The 15,270-nt window shown below is 73.4% G+C and carries 13 protein-coding genes; 8 read left to right on the top strand and 5 right to left on the bottom strand.

The window, feature by feature from the left end; all coding sequences use genetic code 11:
* Positions 1–78: 78 nt before the first annotated feature.
* A complete protein-coding gene (locus ACFC09_RS35860; protein WP_376535417.1) occupies positions 79–1,119 on the bottom strand; it encodes a DUF2637 domain-containing protein in 1,041 nt (346 codons plus the stop codon).
* Between the two features lie 406 nt (positions 1,120–1,525).
* Here ACFC09_RS35860 and ACFC09_RS35855 point away from each other — a divergent pair, with 406 nt between their 5' ends.
* Positions 1,526–2,359, top strand: a complete 834-nt coding sequence (locus tag ACFC09_RS35855; protein WP_376535414.1) for a GntR family transcriptional regulator — start codon at positions 1,526–1,528, stop codon at positions 2,357–2,359.
* Between the two features lie 85 nt (positions 2,360–2,444).
* Here the strand turns inward: ACFC09_RS35855 and ACFC09_RS35850 are convergent, their stop codons facing one another.
* On the bottom strand, positions 2,445–3,212 hold the full coding sequence (locus ACFC09_RS35850; protein WP_376535412.1) for a hypothetical protein: 768 nt from the start codon (positions 3,210–3,212) through the stop codon (positions 2,445–2,447).
* A gap of 167 nt (positions 3,213–3,379) precedes the next feature.
* Entirely contained in the window at positions 3,380–5,131 is a 1,752-nt protein-coding gene (locus ACFC09_RS35845; protein WP_376535410.1) for a PucR family transcriptional regulator, read from the bottom strand.
* A gap of 366 nt (positions 5,132–5,497) precedes the next feature.
* Between ACFC09_RS35845 and ACFC09_RS35840 the strand changes: the two genes are divergently transcribed.
* From ACFC09_RS35840 to ACFC09_RS35820, 5 genes are all read left to right on the top strand, one after another.
* The gene (locus tag ACFC09_RS35840; RefSeq protein ID WP_376535408.1) at positions 5,498–6,388 is read left to right on the top strand and encodes an FAD binding domain-containing protein; all 891 of its coding nucleotides are present in this window, start codon (positions 5,498–5,500) and stop codon (positions 6,386–6,388) included.
* A complete protein-coding gene (locus tag ACFC09_RS35835; RefSeq protein WP_376535405.1) occupies positions 6,388–6,957 on the top strand; it encodes a (2Fe-2S)-binding protein in 570 nt (189 codons plus the stop codon). The genes ACFC09_RS35840 and ACFC09_RS35835 overlap by 1 nt, the downstream gene beginning before the upstream one ends.
* A gap of 2 nt (positions 6,958–6,959) precedes the next feature.
* Entirely contained in the window at positions 6,960–9,341 is a 2,382-nt protein-coding gene (locus tag ACFC09_RS35830) for a xanthine dehydrogenase family protein molybdopterin-binding subunit (RefSeq protein WP_376535403.1), read from the top strand.
* A 225-nt stretch (positions 9,342–9,566) separates the two neighbouring features.
* Positions 9,567–11,105, top strand: a complete 1,539-nt coding sequence (locus tag ACFC09_RS35825) for an NCS2 family permease (RefSeq protein ID WP_376535401.1) — start codon at positions 9,567–9,569, stop codon at positions 11,103–11,105.
* 83 nt (positions 11,106–11,188) lie between these two features.
* A complete protein-coding gene (locus ACFC09_RS35820) occupies positions 11,189–12,340 on the top strand; it encodes an XdhC family protein (RefSeq protein WP_376535399.1) in 1,152 nt (383 codons plus the stop codon).
* 314 nt (positions 12,341–12,654) lie between these two features.
* On the opposite strand, the gene ACFC09_RS35815 is transcribed toward ACFC09_RS35820, so the two are convergent.
* Positions 12,655–13,095, bottom strand: a complete 441-nt coding sequence (locus ACFC09_RS35815) for an SRPBCC family protein (RefSeq protein WP_376535397.1) — start codon at positions 13,093–13,095, stop codon at positions 12,655–12,657.
* Positions 13,096–13,159: 64 nt separating this feature from the next.
* Positions 13,160–13,927, bottom strand: coding sequence for a polysaccharide deacetylase family protein (locus tag ACFC09_RS35810; RefSeq protein WP_376535423.1), 768 nt, complete (start codon positions 13,925–13,927; stop codon positions 13,160–13,162).
* A 164-nt stretch (positions 13,928–14,091) separates the two neighbouring features.
* On the opposite strand from ACFC09_RS35810, the gene ACFC09_RS35805 reads away from it, so the two are divergent.
* Entirely contained in the window at positions 14,092–14,733 is a 642-nt protein-coding gene (locus ACFC09_RS35805; RefSeq protein ID WP_376535395.1) for a phosphoribosyltransferase, read from the top strand.
* 49 nt (positions 14,734–14,782) lie between these two features.
* Positions 14,783–15,253, top strand: coding sequence for a TIGR03668 family PPOX class F420-dependent oxidoreductase (locus ACFC09_RS35800; RefSeq protein ID WP_376535421.1), 471 nt, complete (start codon positions 14,783–14,785; stop codon positions 15,251–15,253).
* The last annotated feature ends 17 nt before the right edge of the window (positions 15,254–15,270 follow it).

The raw sequence follows: 15,270 nt of genomic DNA, 5'->3' as shown, positions 1-15,270 counted from the left end.
GGGCGTGACCCGTGCGGTCACGCCCCCGTCCCGAGGTATCCGGTCCCGGCCGGTCACGTCCCGGCCGAACCAGTCGTACTAACCGAACTGCTGCTCCAGGTCCTTGAGCTTGCGCTCCAGGGAGTCGAGTCGCGGCAGGGCCATGGTGTCGTCCTCCGCGGTCAGGTCGACGGTGATCGGCTCAGCTCCTTTGCGGACCGGCTGGAGGGAGGGCCGAGAGGGTACGGGCAGCGGTTCCGGCGCCGCTATGGCAGGCTCCGAGGAGACCTGCGCGGACCCGCGCTCCATCGCCTGCACCTCGACCTGGTGGCCGGCGCCGCGACCGATGAAGCCGCGGGTGCCGCGGCTGATGGCCTTGAGCTGGGCCCGCTCGATGCGCTGCTGATCGCGCCTGCGCAGGCGGGCCTCTTCCTTCTGCCGCTTGTCGTCGCGGACCTCGTCGACCGCCTCGTCCAGGCTGCGCACGTTCTCCAGCAGCATCAGCGACCACGCCTTGTAGGTCTCGCGGGGAGCGCGCAGCCAGCGGACGATGCGGATCTGCGGCAGCGGGCGCGGCACCAGGCCCTGCTCGCGCAGGGCGGCCCGGCGGGTCTGCTTCAGGGCGCGGTCGAACAGCACCGCGGCGGAGAGGGACATGCCGGCGAAGAAGTGCGGGGCGCCCGCGTGACCCAGCCCCCTGGGCGCGTGCACCCAGTTGAACCAGGCAGCGGCGAACGAGAACGTCCACACGAGTATCCGGGAGCCGAGGGCCGCGTCGCCGTGGCTGGCCTCGCGCACCGCGAGGACGGAGCAGAACATGGCCGCGCCGTCCAGCCCGAACGGCACCAGGTACTGCCAGCCGTCGGTCAGGCCGAGGTTCTGCTCACCGAAGCCGACGAGGCCCTTGAAGGAGAGCGCGGCCGCGACCGCCGCGCAGCAGAAAAGGAGTACGTAGGAAGCCGAGGCGTACAGGGCCTCCTTGCGCCTGCGGCGCTCCTCGCTCCGTTCCCACGAGTCCTCGGTCTTCGTTTGCTCCCCGGACCGCTTGTTGCGCGCGAGCACCGCCACCGCCGCCAGCACGCCCAGGAGCAGTACGGCGCCCGGAAGCAACCAGTTCAGCGATATGTCGGTCAGTCTCATCTGGGGTCCCTTGCATTGGGAAAGGGCGTAACGCCCGCCATAGTGGCCCAATTCCACCGGCCCTCAGGGGGTTTCGGGGCAAGAGGCCGCCAAGGAGGTGCAAGGGGTTGCCCAGGGCGGCGTTCTGCTCGAACTGCCGCTTGAGGGGCGGGAGTTGAGTTCGAGTAAGACTACCCATACGGGTGGTTCAATCGAAAGTTCCTGCGACAGGTGAGGGGGTTGTGAAAGGGCGCCGTCCCGGCGCGGGCGTTCTGGACGCGGATGATCTTAGTGGACGTGCGTGGCGCTCCGGGCGCGCGCCCCCACCCGCGAGGAAGGTGAGCCTTGCCTTGCTTGATCCGTCGGGAATTTGACCTGTCGCCTCGTACGCCTAAGGTGCTTGACGGACAGGTAGCAACCCGTCGTAATGACCCCAAGTGCCGACAACCCGGAGGAGGAGGCCGTGGGGCACAGTGTGCACGACTCCGCCGGGACCGGGGTCCCGGCGACGCGGGCGGAGGCGGCCCGGGTGCCCGCCCAGACCCGGCCCGCGCAGCCGGGCCCGGGACGGAGTGCCGCCGCGCCGTGCGCGCGCGGCGAGCACACCCACGGTGAGCCGCCGCCGCAGGCGCGGCCCGTCCAGCGGGCGTCGGTGCGCGGACAGATCCTGGACGCGCTGCGCGCCGCGCTGGCGGCGGGCGAGCTGGAGCCCGGCGAGGTGTACTCGGCACCGGCGCTCGGGGAGCGGTTCGGGGTGTCGGCGACGCCCGTGCGGGAGGCCATGCAGCGGCTCGCGCTCGAAGGCGCGGTCGAGGTGGTGCCGAACCGCGGCTTCCGGGTGGTCGAGCGCGGCGCGCGGGAACTGGCCGACCTGGCGGAGGTCCGGGCGCTGATCGAGGTGCCGGTGCTGCTGCGGCTGGCCCGTACGGTGCCGCCCGAGCGCTGGGCCGAGCTGTGGCCGCTGGCCGAGGACACCGTGCGCGCCGCGTCCTCGGGCTGCCGGGCGGCGTACGCCGAGTCCGACCGGGCCTTCCACCGGGCGCTGCTGTCGCTGTCCGGCAACGAACAACTGGTCCAGATCGCGGAGGACCTGCACCGGCGGACCCAGGGCCCCCTGGTCTCCGGCCCGGCCCGGACCCAGCGGGCGGAACTGCTGGCCGACGCGGCACAGCACACCGCCCTCCTCGACGCGCTGATCGCGCGGGAACCGGAGATGGCCGCGATCCTCGTCACGGCCCACTTCACGACCACCACCACGTGAATCCGCGGCCCGTCCGGCCGCGCGACGCCGCTGCGGGCGGCGGCTGACGCCGGCCGCCCGCCGGACCGGTCCCGTGGGCCGGTGGTCAGGCCGTCGCCGTGTCCGGGGCCGGCGGAGTCAGGTGCTCGGCCAGCCAGGTGGGGACTCCGCCGAGGAGACGGAACAGGCGGCGGGCCTCCTCCCGCAGACGGGACGCCTCCGGTTCGGACTCGGTGTCGGCGAGCGAGACCAGGGCCGGTGCCGTGCCGACCAGGTAACCCAACTCCTCGCGGATGCGCAGGGACTCCGCGAAGCCGTGGCGGGCCTCGGCCACCTCGCCGTCCCGCAGGGCGAGTCCGGCGAGATGCCGCCAGGTGAAGGACAGCAGCAACGGGTCGGCATGCGCGGCGGCGCTCGCGTGGGCACGCCGGTACGCGGCCAGGGCCGCCTGCGGGGAGCGGGCCAGGTTCTCGGCCAGCAGCCCGCGCCGGAAGTCCAGCAGCGCCCGGCCGGGCGCCCCCGGCGGGATCAGCGCCGCCGCCCGGCCCAGCGCGGCCCGTGCCTCGTCAGCCCGGTCCCGCACCGCGTGCAGCGTGGCCGCGTAGGCGAGCTGGCCGCGTTCACAGGCCGCCGCGCCGCGCTCCTCGTCGCTCTGGGCCACCGCCTCCGCCGTACGCAGCGCGTCCTCGGCCTCGGCCCAGCCCCGCTCGGTGTACAGACAGCGCTCGACCAGCAGCCCGGCCCGCTGGAGCGCGGCCGGCGCGGTGTCCGGCCTGAGCAGGGCCGCCGCGTCGACCCAGCAGGCCCGCGAGCGCAATCGCCATACCGCGGTCTGGAGCGGATCGTCACAGGCGGTCGTTCCGTTACCAGACATGGCGGAATGCGCCACGTTGCCCTCCCCTAGCGCGCCGTCGAGCTGTTGAGTGGTGGCGGCATTCCAGCACCAATTCCATGGCCGGGCCAAGAGGGTGGGTGAAGGATTTCACAAAGTCGTGGGACAGGACGTCACCCGGCATCCGCCCGGCGCACGCCCGCGTGGCCTCAGCTCATGCGCAGTGCCAGGAAGAAATCGAGCTTGTCCTCCAGCCGCGCGAGGTCCCGTCCCGTCAACTGCTCGATCCTGCCCACCCGGTAGCGCAGCGTGTTGACGTGCAGGTGGAGCCGGGTCGCGCAGCGGGTCCAGGAGCCGTCGCAGTCGAGGAACGCCTCCAGCGTCGGGATCAGCTCGGCCCGGTGCCGGCGGTCGTAGTCGCGCAGCGGGTCCAGGAGGCGGGCGGTGAAGGCCCGCCGTACGTCGTCCGGCACGAAGGGCAGCAGCAGCACGTGCGAGGCCAGCTCCTGGTGGCCGGCCGCGCACACCCGCCCCGGGCGCGCCGCGGCCACCCGGCGGGCGTGCCGGGCCTCCTCCAGCGCCCCGCGCAGCCCCTCCGCCGAGTGCACGGCCGCGCTGACGCCCAGGGTGATACGGCCGTCGTCGTTCAGGCCCGCCGCCAGCGGTTCGCGCACGGCGGCCAGGAGGGCGTCGGCGTGGATCCCGGACTCCGAACCGTCGTGCTCGGCGGAGACGGCCGGCAGCGGGACCAGCGCGACGGCCTCGTCGTCGGTGTGGGCGACGGCGACGCGTTCGCCGGGCTCGGGGCCGTCGGGCTGCCCCGCGCCCGGTGCGCCCTGGGGCGCGTCCACCAGGATCTCCTCCAGCAGCGCCTGGGCGAGCGGACCGCCCGCGACGCCGTCGGCCCGGCGCCCGCCGGAGCCCTCGGCGACCGGTCCCGCGGCCCCGCCCGGCACGTCTTCCCACTCCACCCGGGCCACCACCACCTGCCAGTGCGGGGCCGCGCCGAGTCCGGGCAGCAGCACCGGCGCGGCCACCCGCAGGCGCGCGGCGATCTCCGCGGGCGGCGCGCCGGCCTGCACCAGTTCCAGCACCTCCTGCGCGAGCCGCCGCCGCACCGCGCGCGCCGCGTCCCGCCGGTCCCGTTCGACCGAGATCAGCTGGGTGACGCCCTGGAGCAGGTCGAGCCGCTCCTCGGGCCAGTCCCCGGCGTCGGCCTCGACGGCGAGCAGCCAGTCCGACAGCACCGTCTCGCGCACGTCCCGGGCGGCCCGCGGGGAGCGGCCGCCGGAGCGGACCGGGAAGAGGGAGTACGTCGTGTGTCCGAGACTCACCCGGTGCGGCCCGCGACGGCCGGTGCGGGCGGCCCCCAGGTGCTCGGCGGCCAGCCGCACGCAGGTCTCGGCGGGCAGCGCGGGCCCGGCGCCCTTGGCGCCCGCGACGATCCGGCCGGTCGGCGAGAGCACCCAGGCCCGCAGGTCCAGGTCGGATCCGAGCAGGTCCAGGACCACGTCCGGGCCGCCGCCCGCCGGGCCCGCGGTCATCATCCGCCGGTGCCGGTCCACGACGGCCGCGAGGTCGCCGGCGCGCTCGCCGGACACCTGGCGCACCACGTGCTCGGTGATCGTCGCGAACGCAACCGACTCGTTCACCGCGAACAGCGGCAGCCGGTGCCGCGCGCAGGCCGCCACCAGGTCGTCCGGCACCACCCCCAGCTCGGCCTCGCCGGCGGCGAGACCGGCGACCCGGGCCTGCACCAGGAGCCGTACGAAGGACTCGGAGTCAGCGGCGTCCCGGCGCCAGGCCAGCCCCGTCAGCACCAGCTCACCGCCGGAGAGGTAGCGGCTCGGGTCGCGCAGATCGGTGGTCATCACGCCGCTTACGGTCCGCTCCAGCTCGTCCTCGCCGCCGAGCAGCCGCAGGCCCAGCGCGTCGGTGTCCAGCAGTGCGCGCAGCCGCATTTCGTCGCCGCCGTTCCTGTCTCGAACTCTGCTCGAACTCTGTCTCGAAACCTACGATGGATCTTGGTGGGGATTCGTGGGAGGAGCCCGGCGACCGGTCGGCGGGCCGCTCCGCACATCGGCCCGGCTGTGTCCCGCGTTTCCTCCGGAAAACGGAGGGGTTACTGCTGACCCTCTGTTCATACGAATCTACAAGATGTGCGTCCTGGCCAGCCAACTCCTTCATGGTTTCGGTGACTGACCCGGTCGGAGCACGGCACGGTGTACTGAGCCCACTCCGCGTGAACAGGACATGAACGAGCCGGGCGCACGGCACACGGATTGGTTCAATCGACACGCCCCACGAGACGAAGAAGAGAGCCGGTCATGGACTTCCTTCGCCCCGCCAGCTGGGAGGAGGCGCTCGCCGCGAAGGCCGCGCACCCCACCGCTGTGCCGATCGCGGGCGGCACCGACGTGATGGTCGAGATCAACTTCGACCACCGGCGCCCCGAGTACCTCCTCGACCTCAACCGCATCGGTGACCTCTACGAGTGGGAGGTCGGCGCGGACACCGTGCGGCTCGGCGCCTCCGTCCCGTACACCCGGATCATGGAGCACCTGCGCGCCGAGCTGCCGGGCCTCGCGCTCGCCTCGCACACCGTCGCCTCCCCGCAGATCCGCAACCGCGGCGGTGTCGGCGGCAACCTCGGCACCGCCTCCCCGGCCGGCGACGCCCACCCCGCGCTGCTCGCCGCGGGCGCGGAGGTCGAGGCCGTCTCGGTGCGCGGCACCCGCCTGATCCCGATCGACGACTTCTACACGGGCGTGAAGCGCAACGCCCTCGCCCCGGACGAACTGATCCGCGCGGTGCACGTCAAGAAGGCCGACGGACCGCAGCAGTTCGCCAAGGTCGGCACCCGCAACGCCATGGTCATCGCGGTCTGCGCCTTCGGGCTCGCGCTGCATCCCGCCACCCGCACGGTCCGCACCGGCATCGGCTCGGCCGCGCCCACCCCCGTCCGGGCCGAGGCCGCCGAGGACCTGCTGACCGCCGCGCTCGACGAGGGCGGATTCTGGGAGAGTGGACAGGTCATCACCCCGTCCCTGGCCCGGCGGTTCGCGGACCTGTGCGCCGCCGCCTGCAACCCCATCGACGACGTCCGGGGCACCGCGGGCTACCGCCGCCACGCGATCGGCGTGCTGGCCCGCCGGACGCTCACCTGGACCTGGGAGACGTACCGCGGCACCCGCCGCGCCGCTGAAGGAGCTGCGTGATGCGCGTCAACTTCACCGTCAACGGACGGCCGCAGGAGGCCGACGACGTCTGGGAGGGCGAGTCCCTGCTGTACGTGCTCAGGGAACGGCTCGGCCTGCCCGGCTCCAAGAACGCCTGCGAGCAGGGCGAGTGCGGTTCCTGCACGGTCCGCCTGGACGGCGTGCCGGTGTGCTCGTGCCTGGTCGCGGCCGGTCAGGCCGAGGGCCGCGAGGTCGTCACCGTCGAGGGCCTGGCGGACCACGCCGAACGGCGCTCCGGCGGCGGCACCCGGGGGACCACCCTCGACGAGGCGAAGCACTGGCGGGCGCAGGGCGGCGGCGCCCGGACCGGCGAGGGCGCCGGGCTCTCCCCGGTCCAGCAGGCGTTCATCGACGCCGGCGCCGTCCAGTGCGGTTTCTGCACCCCGGGTCTGCTGGTCGCCGCCGACGAGATGCTGGAGCGCACACCGAACCCGACCGACGCGGACATCCGCGAGGCGCTGTCCGGCAACCTGTGCCGCTGCACCGGCTACGAGAAGATCATGGACGCGGTCCGGCTCGCGGCGGCCCGCCAGTCCGAGGGGGTCTGACCATGCCGAACGGCGCTCCCATCAAGATCACCCAGGGCACCCGGACCAAGGGCGGCATCGGCGAGTCCACGCTCCGCCCGGACGGCGTCCTCAAGGTCACCGGCGAGTTCGCGTACTCGTCCGACATGTGGCACGAGGACATGCTGTGGGGGCAGATCCTGCGCTCCGCGGTCGCGCACGCCGAGATCGTGTCGATCGACACCGCCGAGGCACTGGCCACCCCGGGCGTCTACGCCGTGCTGACCTACGACGACCTGCCGGCCGGCGTGAAGAACTACGGCCTGGAGATCCAGGACACCCCCGTCCTGGCCCACGGCAAGGTCCGCCACCACGGCGAGCCGGTCGCCGTCGTCGCCGCCGACCACCCGGAGACCGCCCGCCGCGCCGCAGCCAAGATCAAGGTCGAGTACCGGGAACTCCCGGTCATCACCGACGAGGCGTCCGCGACCGCCCCGGACGCGGTCCTCGTGCACGAGAACCGCACTGATCACCACAGTGCCCACGTCCCGCACCCCAACATCGTCCACCGCCAGCCGATCGTCCGCGGCGACGCGGCGGCGGCCGCGGCGCGGGCCGACGTGATCGTCACCGGCGACTACGTCTTCGGCATGCAGGACCAGGCGTTCCTCGGCCCCGAGTCGGGCCTCGCCGTGCCGGAGGAGGACGGCGGTGTCCACCTCTACGTGGCCACCCAGTGGCTCCACTCCGACCTGCGTCAGATCGCGCCCGTGCTCGGGCTGCCCGAGGACAAGGTCCGGATGACGCTGTCCGGCGTCGGCGGAGCGTTCGGCGGCCGCGAGGACCTGTCGATGCAGATCCACGCCTGCCTGCTGGCACTCCGCACCGGCAAACCGGTCAAGATCGTCTACAACCGGTTCGAGTCCTTCTTCGGCCACGTCCACCGGCACCCGGCCCGCCTGCACTACGAGCACGGCGCCACCAAGGACGGCAGGCTCACCCACGTGAAGTGCCGCATCGTCCTCGACGGCGGCGCCTACGCCTCCGCCTCCCCGGCCGTGGTCGGCAACGCCGCCTCCCTCGGCGTCGGCCCGTACGTCGTCGACGACGTGGAGATCGAGGCCGTCGCCCTCTACACCAACAACCCGCCGTGCGGCGCCATGCGCGGCTTCGGCGCGGTCCAGGCGTGCTTCGCGTACGAGGCGCAGATGGACAAGGTCGCCGACCGGCTGGGCATGGATCGGGTGGAGTTCCGGCGGCTGAACGCGATGGAGCAGGGCACGGTCATGCCGACCGGGCAGCGCGTCGACTCGCCCGCCCCGGTCGCCGAACTGCTGCGCCGCGTCAAGGCGATGCCGATGCCGCCGGAGCGCCAGTGGGAGAGCAGCGAGGGCGTCGACGTACGGCAGTTGCCCGGCGGCCTGTCCAACACCACCCACGGCGAAGGCGTCGTCCGCGGGGTCGGCTACGCGGCCGGCATCAAGAACGTCGGATTCTCCGAGGGCTTCGACGACTACTCGACCGCCAAGGTGCGGATGGAGGTCGTCGGCGGCCTGCCGGTGGCCACCGTGCACACGGCGATGGCGGAGGTCGGCCAGGGCGGCGTCACCGTCCACGCGCAGATCGCCCGTACCGAGCTGGGCGTCGCCCAGGTGACCATCCGGCCCGCCGACACCCAGGTGGGCAGCGCCGGTTCGACCTCCGCGTCCCGGCAGACCTATGTCACCGGCGGCGCCGTGAGGAACGCCTGCGAGCTGGTGCGCGAACGGGTCCTGGACCTGGGCCGGCGCAGGTTCGGCAGCTACCACCCCGCCTGGGCGAACGCCGAACTGCTGCTGGAGGGCGGCAAGGTGGTCACCGACGCGGGTGAGGTGCTCGCCGACCTGGCGGACGTCCTGGAGGGCGAGACGGTCGAGGTCGAGGCCGAGTGGCGGCACCGGCCCACCGAGCCCTTCGACCTGCGCACCGGGCAGGGCAACGGCCATGTGCAGTACTCGTTCGCCGCGCACCGCGCGGTCGTCGAGGTGGACACCGAGCTGGGCCTGGTCAAGGTCGTCGAGCTGGCCTGCGCGCAGGACGTCGGCAAGGCGCTCAACCCGCTGTCCGTGGTCGGCCAGATCCAGGGCGGCACCACCCAGGGGCTGGGCATCGCGGTGATGGAGGAGATCGTCGTCGACCCGAAGACGGCGAAGGTGCAAAACCCCTCCTTCACGGACTACCTGATCCCCACCATCCTCGACACGCCGACGATCCCGGTCGACGTGCTCGAACTCGCCGACGAGCACGCCCCGTACGGGCTGCGCGGCGTCGGCGAGGCACCCACCCTGTCGTCGACCCCGGCCGTCCTCGCGGCGATCCGGAACGCGACCGGGCTGGAGCTCAACCGCACACCGGTCCGGCCGGAGCACCTCACCGGCCTGTCGTAGCCGAACCGCCGCCGTCGCGGCGGCTGTGCCTCTCCCTTGCCCCGCGGGCCGGGGGACCCAGCGGCACGGGTGTCCGCGGCGGCTCCGGCGCCGGGCGGTCCTTCACCCCGGTGCCGGCCGACAAGCGTGCAGTACCGGGCCGTCCCCCGGGTCGTGCACATCCCAAAACCCGTGTACGCCGAGTGCGCTTCGCGGGTGTCCCTATGACCCTTGGGAGACGGCACCATGACCCAGCAGTCACTGGAGACCGGGAATACCCGGAACACCGGGAACACCGGGAACACCGGGAACACCGGGAACACCGGGAACACCGGGAACACCGGGAACACCGGGAACACGGCCGAGGACGCGGGCGCGGGCACCCGCGTCCCGGCCGGCAGATCCTGGCTCGACCGGTACTTCCACATATCCCGGCGGGGATCCACCCTCGCACGCGAGGTGCGCGGCGGCATCACCACCTTCATGGCGATGGCGTACATCCTGCTGCTCAACCCGCTGATCCTGGCCGGCAAGGACGTGGCCGGGGACACCCTCGGCCGGCAGGCCCTGATCACCGCGACCGCGTTCGCCGCGGCCCTCACCACGCTGCTGATGGGCTTCGTGGGCAGGGTGCCGCTCGCCCTCGCCGCCGGCCTGTCCGTGTCCGGCGTGCTGTCCTCGCAGGTCGTCCCCCAGATGACCTGGCCGCAGGCGATGGGCATGTGCGTGCTGTACGGAGCGGTCATCATGCTGCTCGTCGTCACCGGCCTGCGCGAGATGATCATGAATGCGATCCCGCTCGCGCTCAAACACGGCATCACCATGGGCATCGGCCTGTTCATCGCCCTCATCGGCTTCTACAAGTCCGGCTTCGTGCACCAGGGCAAGGCCACCCCGCTCAGCCTCGGACCCGCGGGCGAACTGGCCGGCTGGCCGGTCCTGCTGTTCGCCGGCACGCTGCTGCTGATCTTCATGCTCCAGGCGCGGAACGTGCCCGGCGCCATTCTGATCGGCATCATCAGCGGCACGCTCGTCGCCGCGGTCCTGGGCGGCCTCGGCGTCGTCGACGCCGGGCAGTGGGCGAACGGCGCCCCCGAACTGCACGGCGGCGCCCTGTCGATGCCCGACTTCTCGCTGTTCGGGCAGGTCGAGTTCGGGGGCTGGGGCCAGGTCGGCGCGATGACCGTCGGCATGATCGTCTTCACCCTGGTGCTCGCCGGGTTCTTCGACGCGATGGCCACCGTCATCGGCGTCGGCACCGAGGCCGGACTCGCCGACGACAAGGGCCGGATGCCGGGTCTGTCCAAGGCGCTGTTCATCGACGGCGCGGGCGGCGCCATCGGCGGGGTGGCGGGCGGCTCCGGCCAGACCGTGTTCGTCGAGTCGGCCACCGGCGTCGGCGAGGGCGCCCGCACCGGCCTCGCCTCCGTCGTCACCGGCCTGTTCTTCGCGGCCTGCCTGTTCTTCACCCCGCTGACGGCGATCGTCCCGCAGGAGGTCGCGTCCGCGGCGCTCGTCGTGATCGGCGCGATGATGCTGATGAACGCCCGGCACGTGGACTGGGGCGACCGGGCCACCGCGATCCCGGTGTTCCTCACCGTCGTCCTGATGCCGTTCACCTACACCATCACCACGGGCGTGGCCGCCGGCGTCGTCTCGTACGTCGCCATCAAGGCCGCCCAGGGCAGGGCGCGGGAGGTCGGCGCCTTCATGTGGGGCCTGACGGTGGTCTTCCTCGTCTACTTCGCCCTCCACCCCATCGAGGGCTGGCTGGGCGTGCACTGAGCGCTCCGCCGGAAGGCCGGCCCGCACTGCTCGGCCGTCCCCGTCCCATCCCGTCGCACCGACCGTCGTAAGGAGACCGAGACATGCTGGACATCGCCGACGAACTGCACCGGTGGGTCGAGCAGGGCCGTGACTTCGCCGTGGCCACGGTGGTGGCGGTCGGCGGCAGCGCCCCGCGGCTGCCCGGCGCCGCCCTCGCGGTGGACGCCGAAGGCACCGCGATCGGCTCGGTCTCCGGCGGCTGTGTGGAGGGCGCCGTCTACGACCTGTGCCGCCAGGCGCTCCAGGACGGCGAGAGCGTCCTGGAGCGGTTCGGCTACAGCGACGAGGACGCCTTCGCCGTCGGCCTGACCTGCGGCGGCGTCATCGACATCCTCGTCACACCGGTGCGGGCGGCCGATCCCGTCCGCCCCGTGGCCGCGGCCGCGCTGGCCGCCGCCGCGGGCGGTGCGGCGGCGGCGCTCGCGCGGATCGTCGCGGGCCCGGCCCGGCTGCGGGGCCGGGCGCTGCTCGTCCGCGCGGACGGCACCGTCGAGGGCGGCTTCGGCGCCCACCCGGAACTCGACCGCACCGTCGCCGCGGAGGCCGGCGCCCTGCTGGACGCCGGCCGCACCGGCACCCTGGAGATCGGCGCACGGGGTTCCCGCTGCGGCGCCCCGCTCACCGTGCTGGTCGAGTCGTCCGTCCCGCCACCCCGGATGCTCGTCTTCGGGGCGATCGACTTCGCCTCGGCCCTGGTGCGGGTCGGCAAGTTCCTGAACTACCACGTGACGGTGTGCGACGCCCGCCCCGTCTTCGCCACCCGGACCCGCTTCCCCGAGGCCGACGAGATCGTCGTGGACTGGCCGCACCGCTACCTGGAGCGCACCGAGGTGGACGGGCGGACCGTGCTGTGCGTCCTCACCCACGACCCCAAGTTCGACGTGCCGCTGCTGCGCCGGGCACTCGGCCTGCCGGTGGCGTACGTCGGCGCGATGGGCTCCCGGCGCACCCATCTGGACCGCGCGGAGCGGCTGCGCGAGGTCGGTGTCACCGAACGCGAACTGGCCAGGCTGCGCTCCCCGATCGGCCTCGACCTCGGCGCCCGCACACCGGAGGAGACCGCCCTGTCGATCGCGTCGGAGATCGTCGCCGGCCGGCGCGGCGGCAGCGGAGCCTCCCTGACCGGCGCCCGCACCCCGATCCACCACGAGCCCGCGGGCGTCCCGCCCCGCCGGATCGGCTCGGTCGCCTGACCGGCGCCCCGCTCTCCCGCCCGCGGCCGCCCGCGCCCGGCGACCGCCGGACGGGGCCCGTGACGTCCCCGTGGACCGGCCCGAACGAGAGGTTTCCGCGACGGCCTGCTGATCGGCGACCACGGCCTGCTGCGGCGGAGGGGAGTACCGACCGGCGACCAGGGGAGTGCGAGGCGTGCGGCCAGGGGAGTGCGAGGCGTGCGGCCAGGGAGTGCGAGGCGTGCGACCAAGGCAGCGCGAGGCGTGCGGCCAGGGACTGCCGCGTCGGCCGGTGCCCGCGCAGGGAGGTCGTCACGCTCCGCGCCGGGCGCTGATCAGGCCGTTCTGAGCAGTGAGTTGACCTCGCGGCCGAACACGGCGCGGGCGGCTGCGGCCAGCGGCGGGTCGAAGAGGGCCGGGAGCCCGCGCAGGCGCAGTTCCTCCCGCCACAGCACCCGGGTACGGCCGCCGGGGCCCGGACGTACCTCCAGTTCGGCCCAGCCGGCCACCACCCGGCCCCGCTTGACCAGCCGGACCAGGCCGGGCTCGGCGTCGGTGGGCGGACGCCACACCGTGACCTCCATCGGGTCGTCGAAGCCGAGCGGACCCAGGCCGGTGCGGGCCACGAACCGCGTGCCCACCCGGGTCGGCGGCTCGGTGACCATGACGACGCGGGTCAGCGGCACCGTGCCGGCGTGCCGGGACCAGCGCGTGAGCCGGCGCCACGCCTCGTCGATCGGAAGCGGTGCGGTGCGCTGGAGAACGAAGTCGGCCACGGGCCGATCTTAGGGAGCACCCGGACGGCACGGTCCGCACGCGCGCGCGTGGCGGCGCGGACGCCTACGGCCGGTAGATCTTGCCCGGTCGGGGCTTCCCCGGTGCCAGCAACTGCGAGACCGTCACGAAGACGTACCCGCGCTCCTTCAGCCCGTCGATGACGCCGGGCACGGCGGGCACGGTGCCCGGGTAGATGTCGTGCAGCAGGATGATCCCGTCCCGGGACGCCTGGTCCAGCACGCGCCGGGTGATCAGCGCGGAGTCGTTCGTCGTGTAGTCCTTGGCGGTCACGCTCCACAGGACCTGCGCGATCCCGAGCTTTCGGCAGACACCGGTCACGGTCTCGTTCGTCCGGCCCTGCGGCGGGCGCATCAGCACCGGCCGCTGTCCGGTCAGCCGCTCGATCTCGTCGCTCGGCCGCAGCAGTTCCTCGCGTATCTGCTGCTCCGAGAGGCTGGTGAGGATCTTGTGGTCCCAGGTGTGGCTGGCGACCTCGTGGCCCTCGGCCGCCATGCGCTTGACGAGTTGCGGGTACTTCACGATGTGCCGCTTGCCGAGCAGGAAGAAGGTCGCCGGAACCTTCTTCTCCTTGAGGATGTCGAGGAGACGGGCCGAGTTCTCGCTGGGGCCGGCGTCGAAGGTGAGCGCGATGCACTTGGCCTCGCGGCAGTCGACGGTCCCGAACCGGGCCTGGGACGTCTCGTCGGCCTGCGCCCGCGCCGCGCTGGGCGCGGTGGTGTCCACCTTGGCGCAGCCCGTCAGCGCGGTGGCCAGACACCCGGCGGCGACGATCGTTACGGCCGGCCGGAACCAGGACGGCCACTGTCTCATCTTGTTGTTCGAATGCTTGCTCGGAAAGGGCATGCCCGGACTATACGCACAGCGTATATACAGGGTTTATAGAGGGGGTACACAGCCGGGGCATAGCCGCACCGTGGCCGTCGTATCACCATGGAAGGAGAGGGGGGAGCCGGCTCCGGCGGAGAGGACGGGCCATGCGCTTCCACGACCGACGGCAGGCCGGCCGGGAACTCGCCGGGCGGCTCACCGCACTGCGGGAGCGGAGCGGTCTGCCGGACCCCGTCGTCCTGGCCCTGCCCCGCGGCGGCGTCACGGTGGCCGCGGAGATCGCCCGCGCCCTCGGCGCCCCGCTCGACGTACTGCTCGTCCGCAAGATCGGCGCACCGCGCCACGAGGAGTTCGGCGTCGGCGCCATCGCCGGCGACGACCCGCCCTGCTACGACGAGATCAGCCTCAAGCGGCTCGGCCTGGACGAGTCCCGGCTCGCCCCCGTGGTGGCACGGGAACGGAACGAACTGCACCGCCGCGAGCTGCGCTACCGCGAGGGCCGCCCGCCGCCCGCACTCGCCGGCCGCACGGTGATCGTCGTCGACGACGGCCTGGCCACCGGCGGCACCGCGCGTGCCGCCCTGCGCCACGTCCGGCGGCAGGCGCCCGCGCGTCTGATCCTGGCGGTCCCGGTCGGCGCGCCCGAATCGCTGGCCGCGCTCCGCGGGGAGGCGGACGACGTCCTGTGCCTGCACGCGCCGTACTCCTTCAGCTCCGTGGGCCAGTGGTACGAGGAGTTCGGACAGTTGACGGACGACGACGTGCTCGACGCGCTGCACGGGAAGTGAACCTGCGGCAGGCGCGCCCCGAGGCACGGGAGAGCCGAGGAGGCCGATGGTGCCGGAGATGGCGGCGGACGAGGCGCGGCGGCGGTTCACCGCCGCCCGGGTGGCCCGGCTCGCGACGGTGGATGAGGCCGGCCGGCCCCATCTGGTGCCCGTCGTGTTCGCGGTACGCAACGCGGCGGGCGGGGACTGCACGGACGGCGTCGTGACGGCCGTCGACGGCAAGCCGAAGACCACGACCCGGCTGAAGCGGCTGCGCAACATCGCCGCCCACCCGGCCGTGAGCCTGCTCGTGGACGCCTACGAGGAGGACTGGGACCGGCTGTGGTGGGTCCGGGCGGACGGCGAGGCCCGCGTCCTCGGCCCCGACGCCGCCGACCCCGTCGTACGCGCCGCCCACCGGGCCGCGCTCGGCCGGTTGCGCGACAAGTACGCCCAGTACCGTGACCACCCCCCGACCGGCCCCGTCATCGCCGTCAACGTCATGCGCTGGACCGGCTGGCGCGCGGGCCCGCCGGCCTAGCGCCCCGGCAGGCAACG

Origin of the sequence: Streptomyces sp. NPDC056161, from assembly GCF_042268025.1 — a bacterium.
Classification (GTDB): domain Bacteria; phylum Actinomycetota; class Actinomycetes; order Streptomycetales; family Streptomycetaceae; genus Streptomyces.
This window is presented reverse-complemented; position numbering and strand designations above follow the sequence as displayed.

Coding starts and splice junctions, on each gene's coding strand:
- ACFC09_RS35860 (WP_376535417.1), bottom strand. CDS start 1,119: ATGAGACTGACCGACATATCGCTGAACTGGTTGCTTCCGGGCGCCGTA.
- ACFC09_RS35855 (WP_376535414.1), top strand. CDS start 1,526: ATGACCCCAAGTGCCGACAACCCGGAGGAGGAGGCCGTGGGGCACAGT.
- ACFC09_RS35850 (WP_376535412.1), bottom strand. CDS start 3,212: ATGTCTGGTAACGGAACGACCGCCTGTGACGATCCGCTCCAGACCGCG.
- ACFC09_RS35845 (WP_376535410.1), bottom strand. CDS start 5,131: ATGCGGCTGCGCGCACTGCTGGACACCGACGCGCTGGGCCTGCGGCTG.
- ACFC09_RS35840 (WP_376535408.1), top strand. CDS start 5,498: ATGGACTTCCTTCGCCCCGCCAGCTGGGAGGAGGCGCTCGCCGCGAAG.
- ACFC09_RS35835 (WP_376535405.1), top strand. CDS start 6,388: ATGCGCGTCAACTTCACCGTCAACGGACGGCCGCAGGAGGCCGACGAC.
- ACFC09_RS35830 (WP_376535403.1), top strand. CDS start 6,960: ATGCCGAACGGCGCTCCCATCAAGATCACCCAGGGCACCCGGACCAAG.
- ACFC09_RS35825 (WP_376535401.1), top strand. CDS start 9,567: ATGACCCAGCAGTCACTGGAGACCGGGAATACCCGGAACACCGGGAAC.
- ACFC09_RS35820 (WP_376535399.1), top strand. CDS start 11,189: ATGCTGGACATCGCCGACGAACTGCACCGGTGGGTCGAGCAGGGCCGT.
- ACFC09_RS35810 (WP_376535423.1), bottom strand. CDS start 13,927: ATGAGACAGTGGCCGTCCTGGTTCCGGCCGGCCGTAACGATCGTCGCC.
- ACFC09_RS35805 (WP_376535395.1), top strand. CDS start 14,092: ATGCGCTTCCACGACCGACGGCAGGCCGGCCGGGAACTCGCCGGGCGG.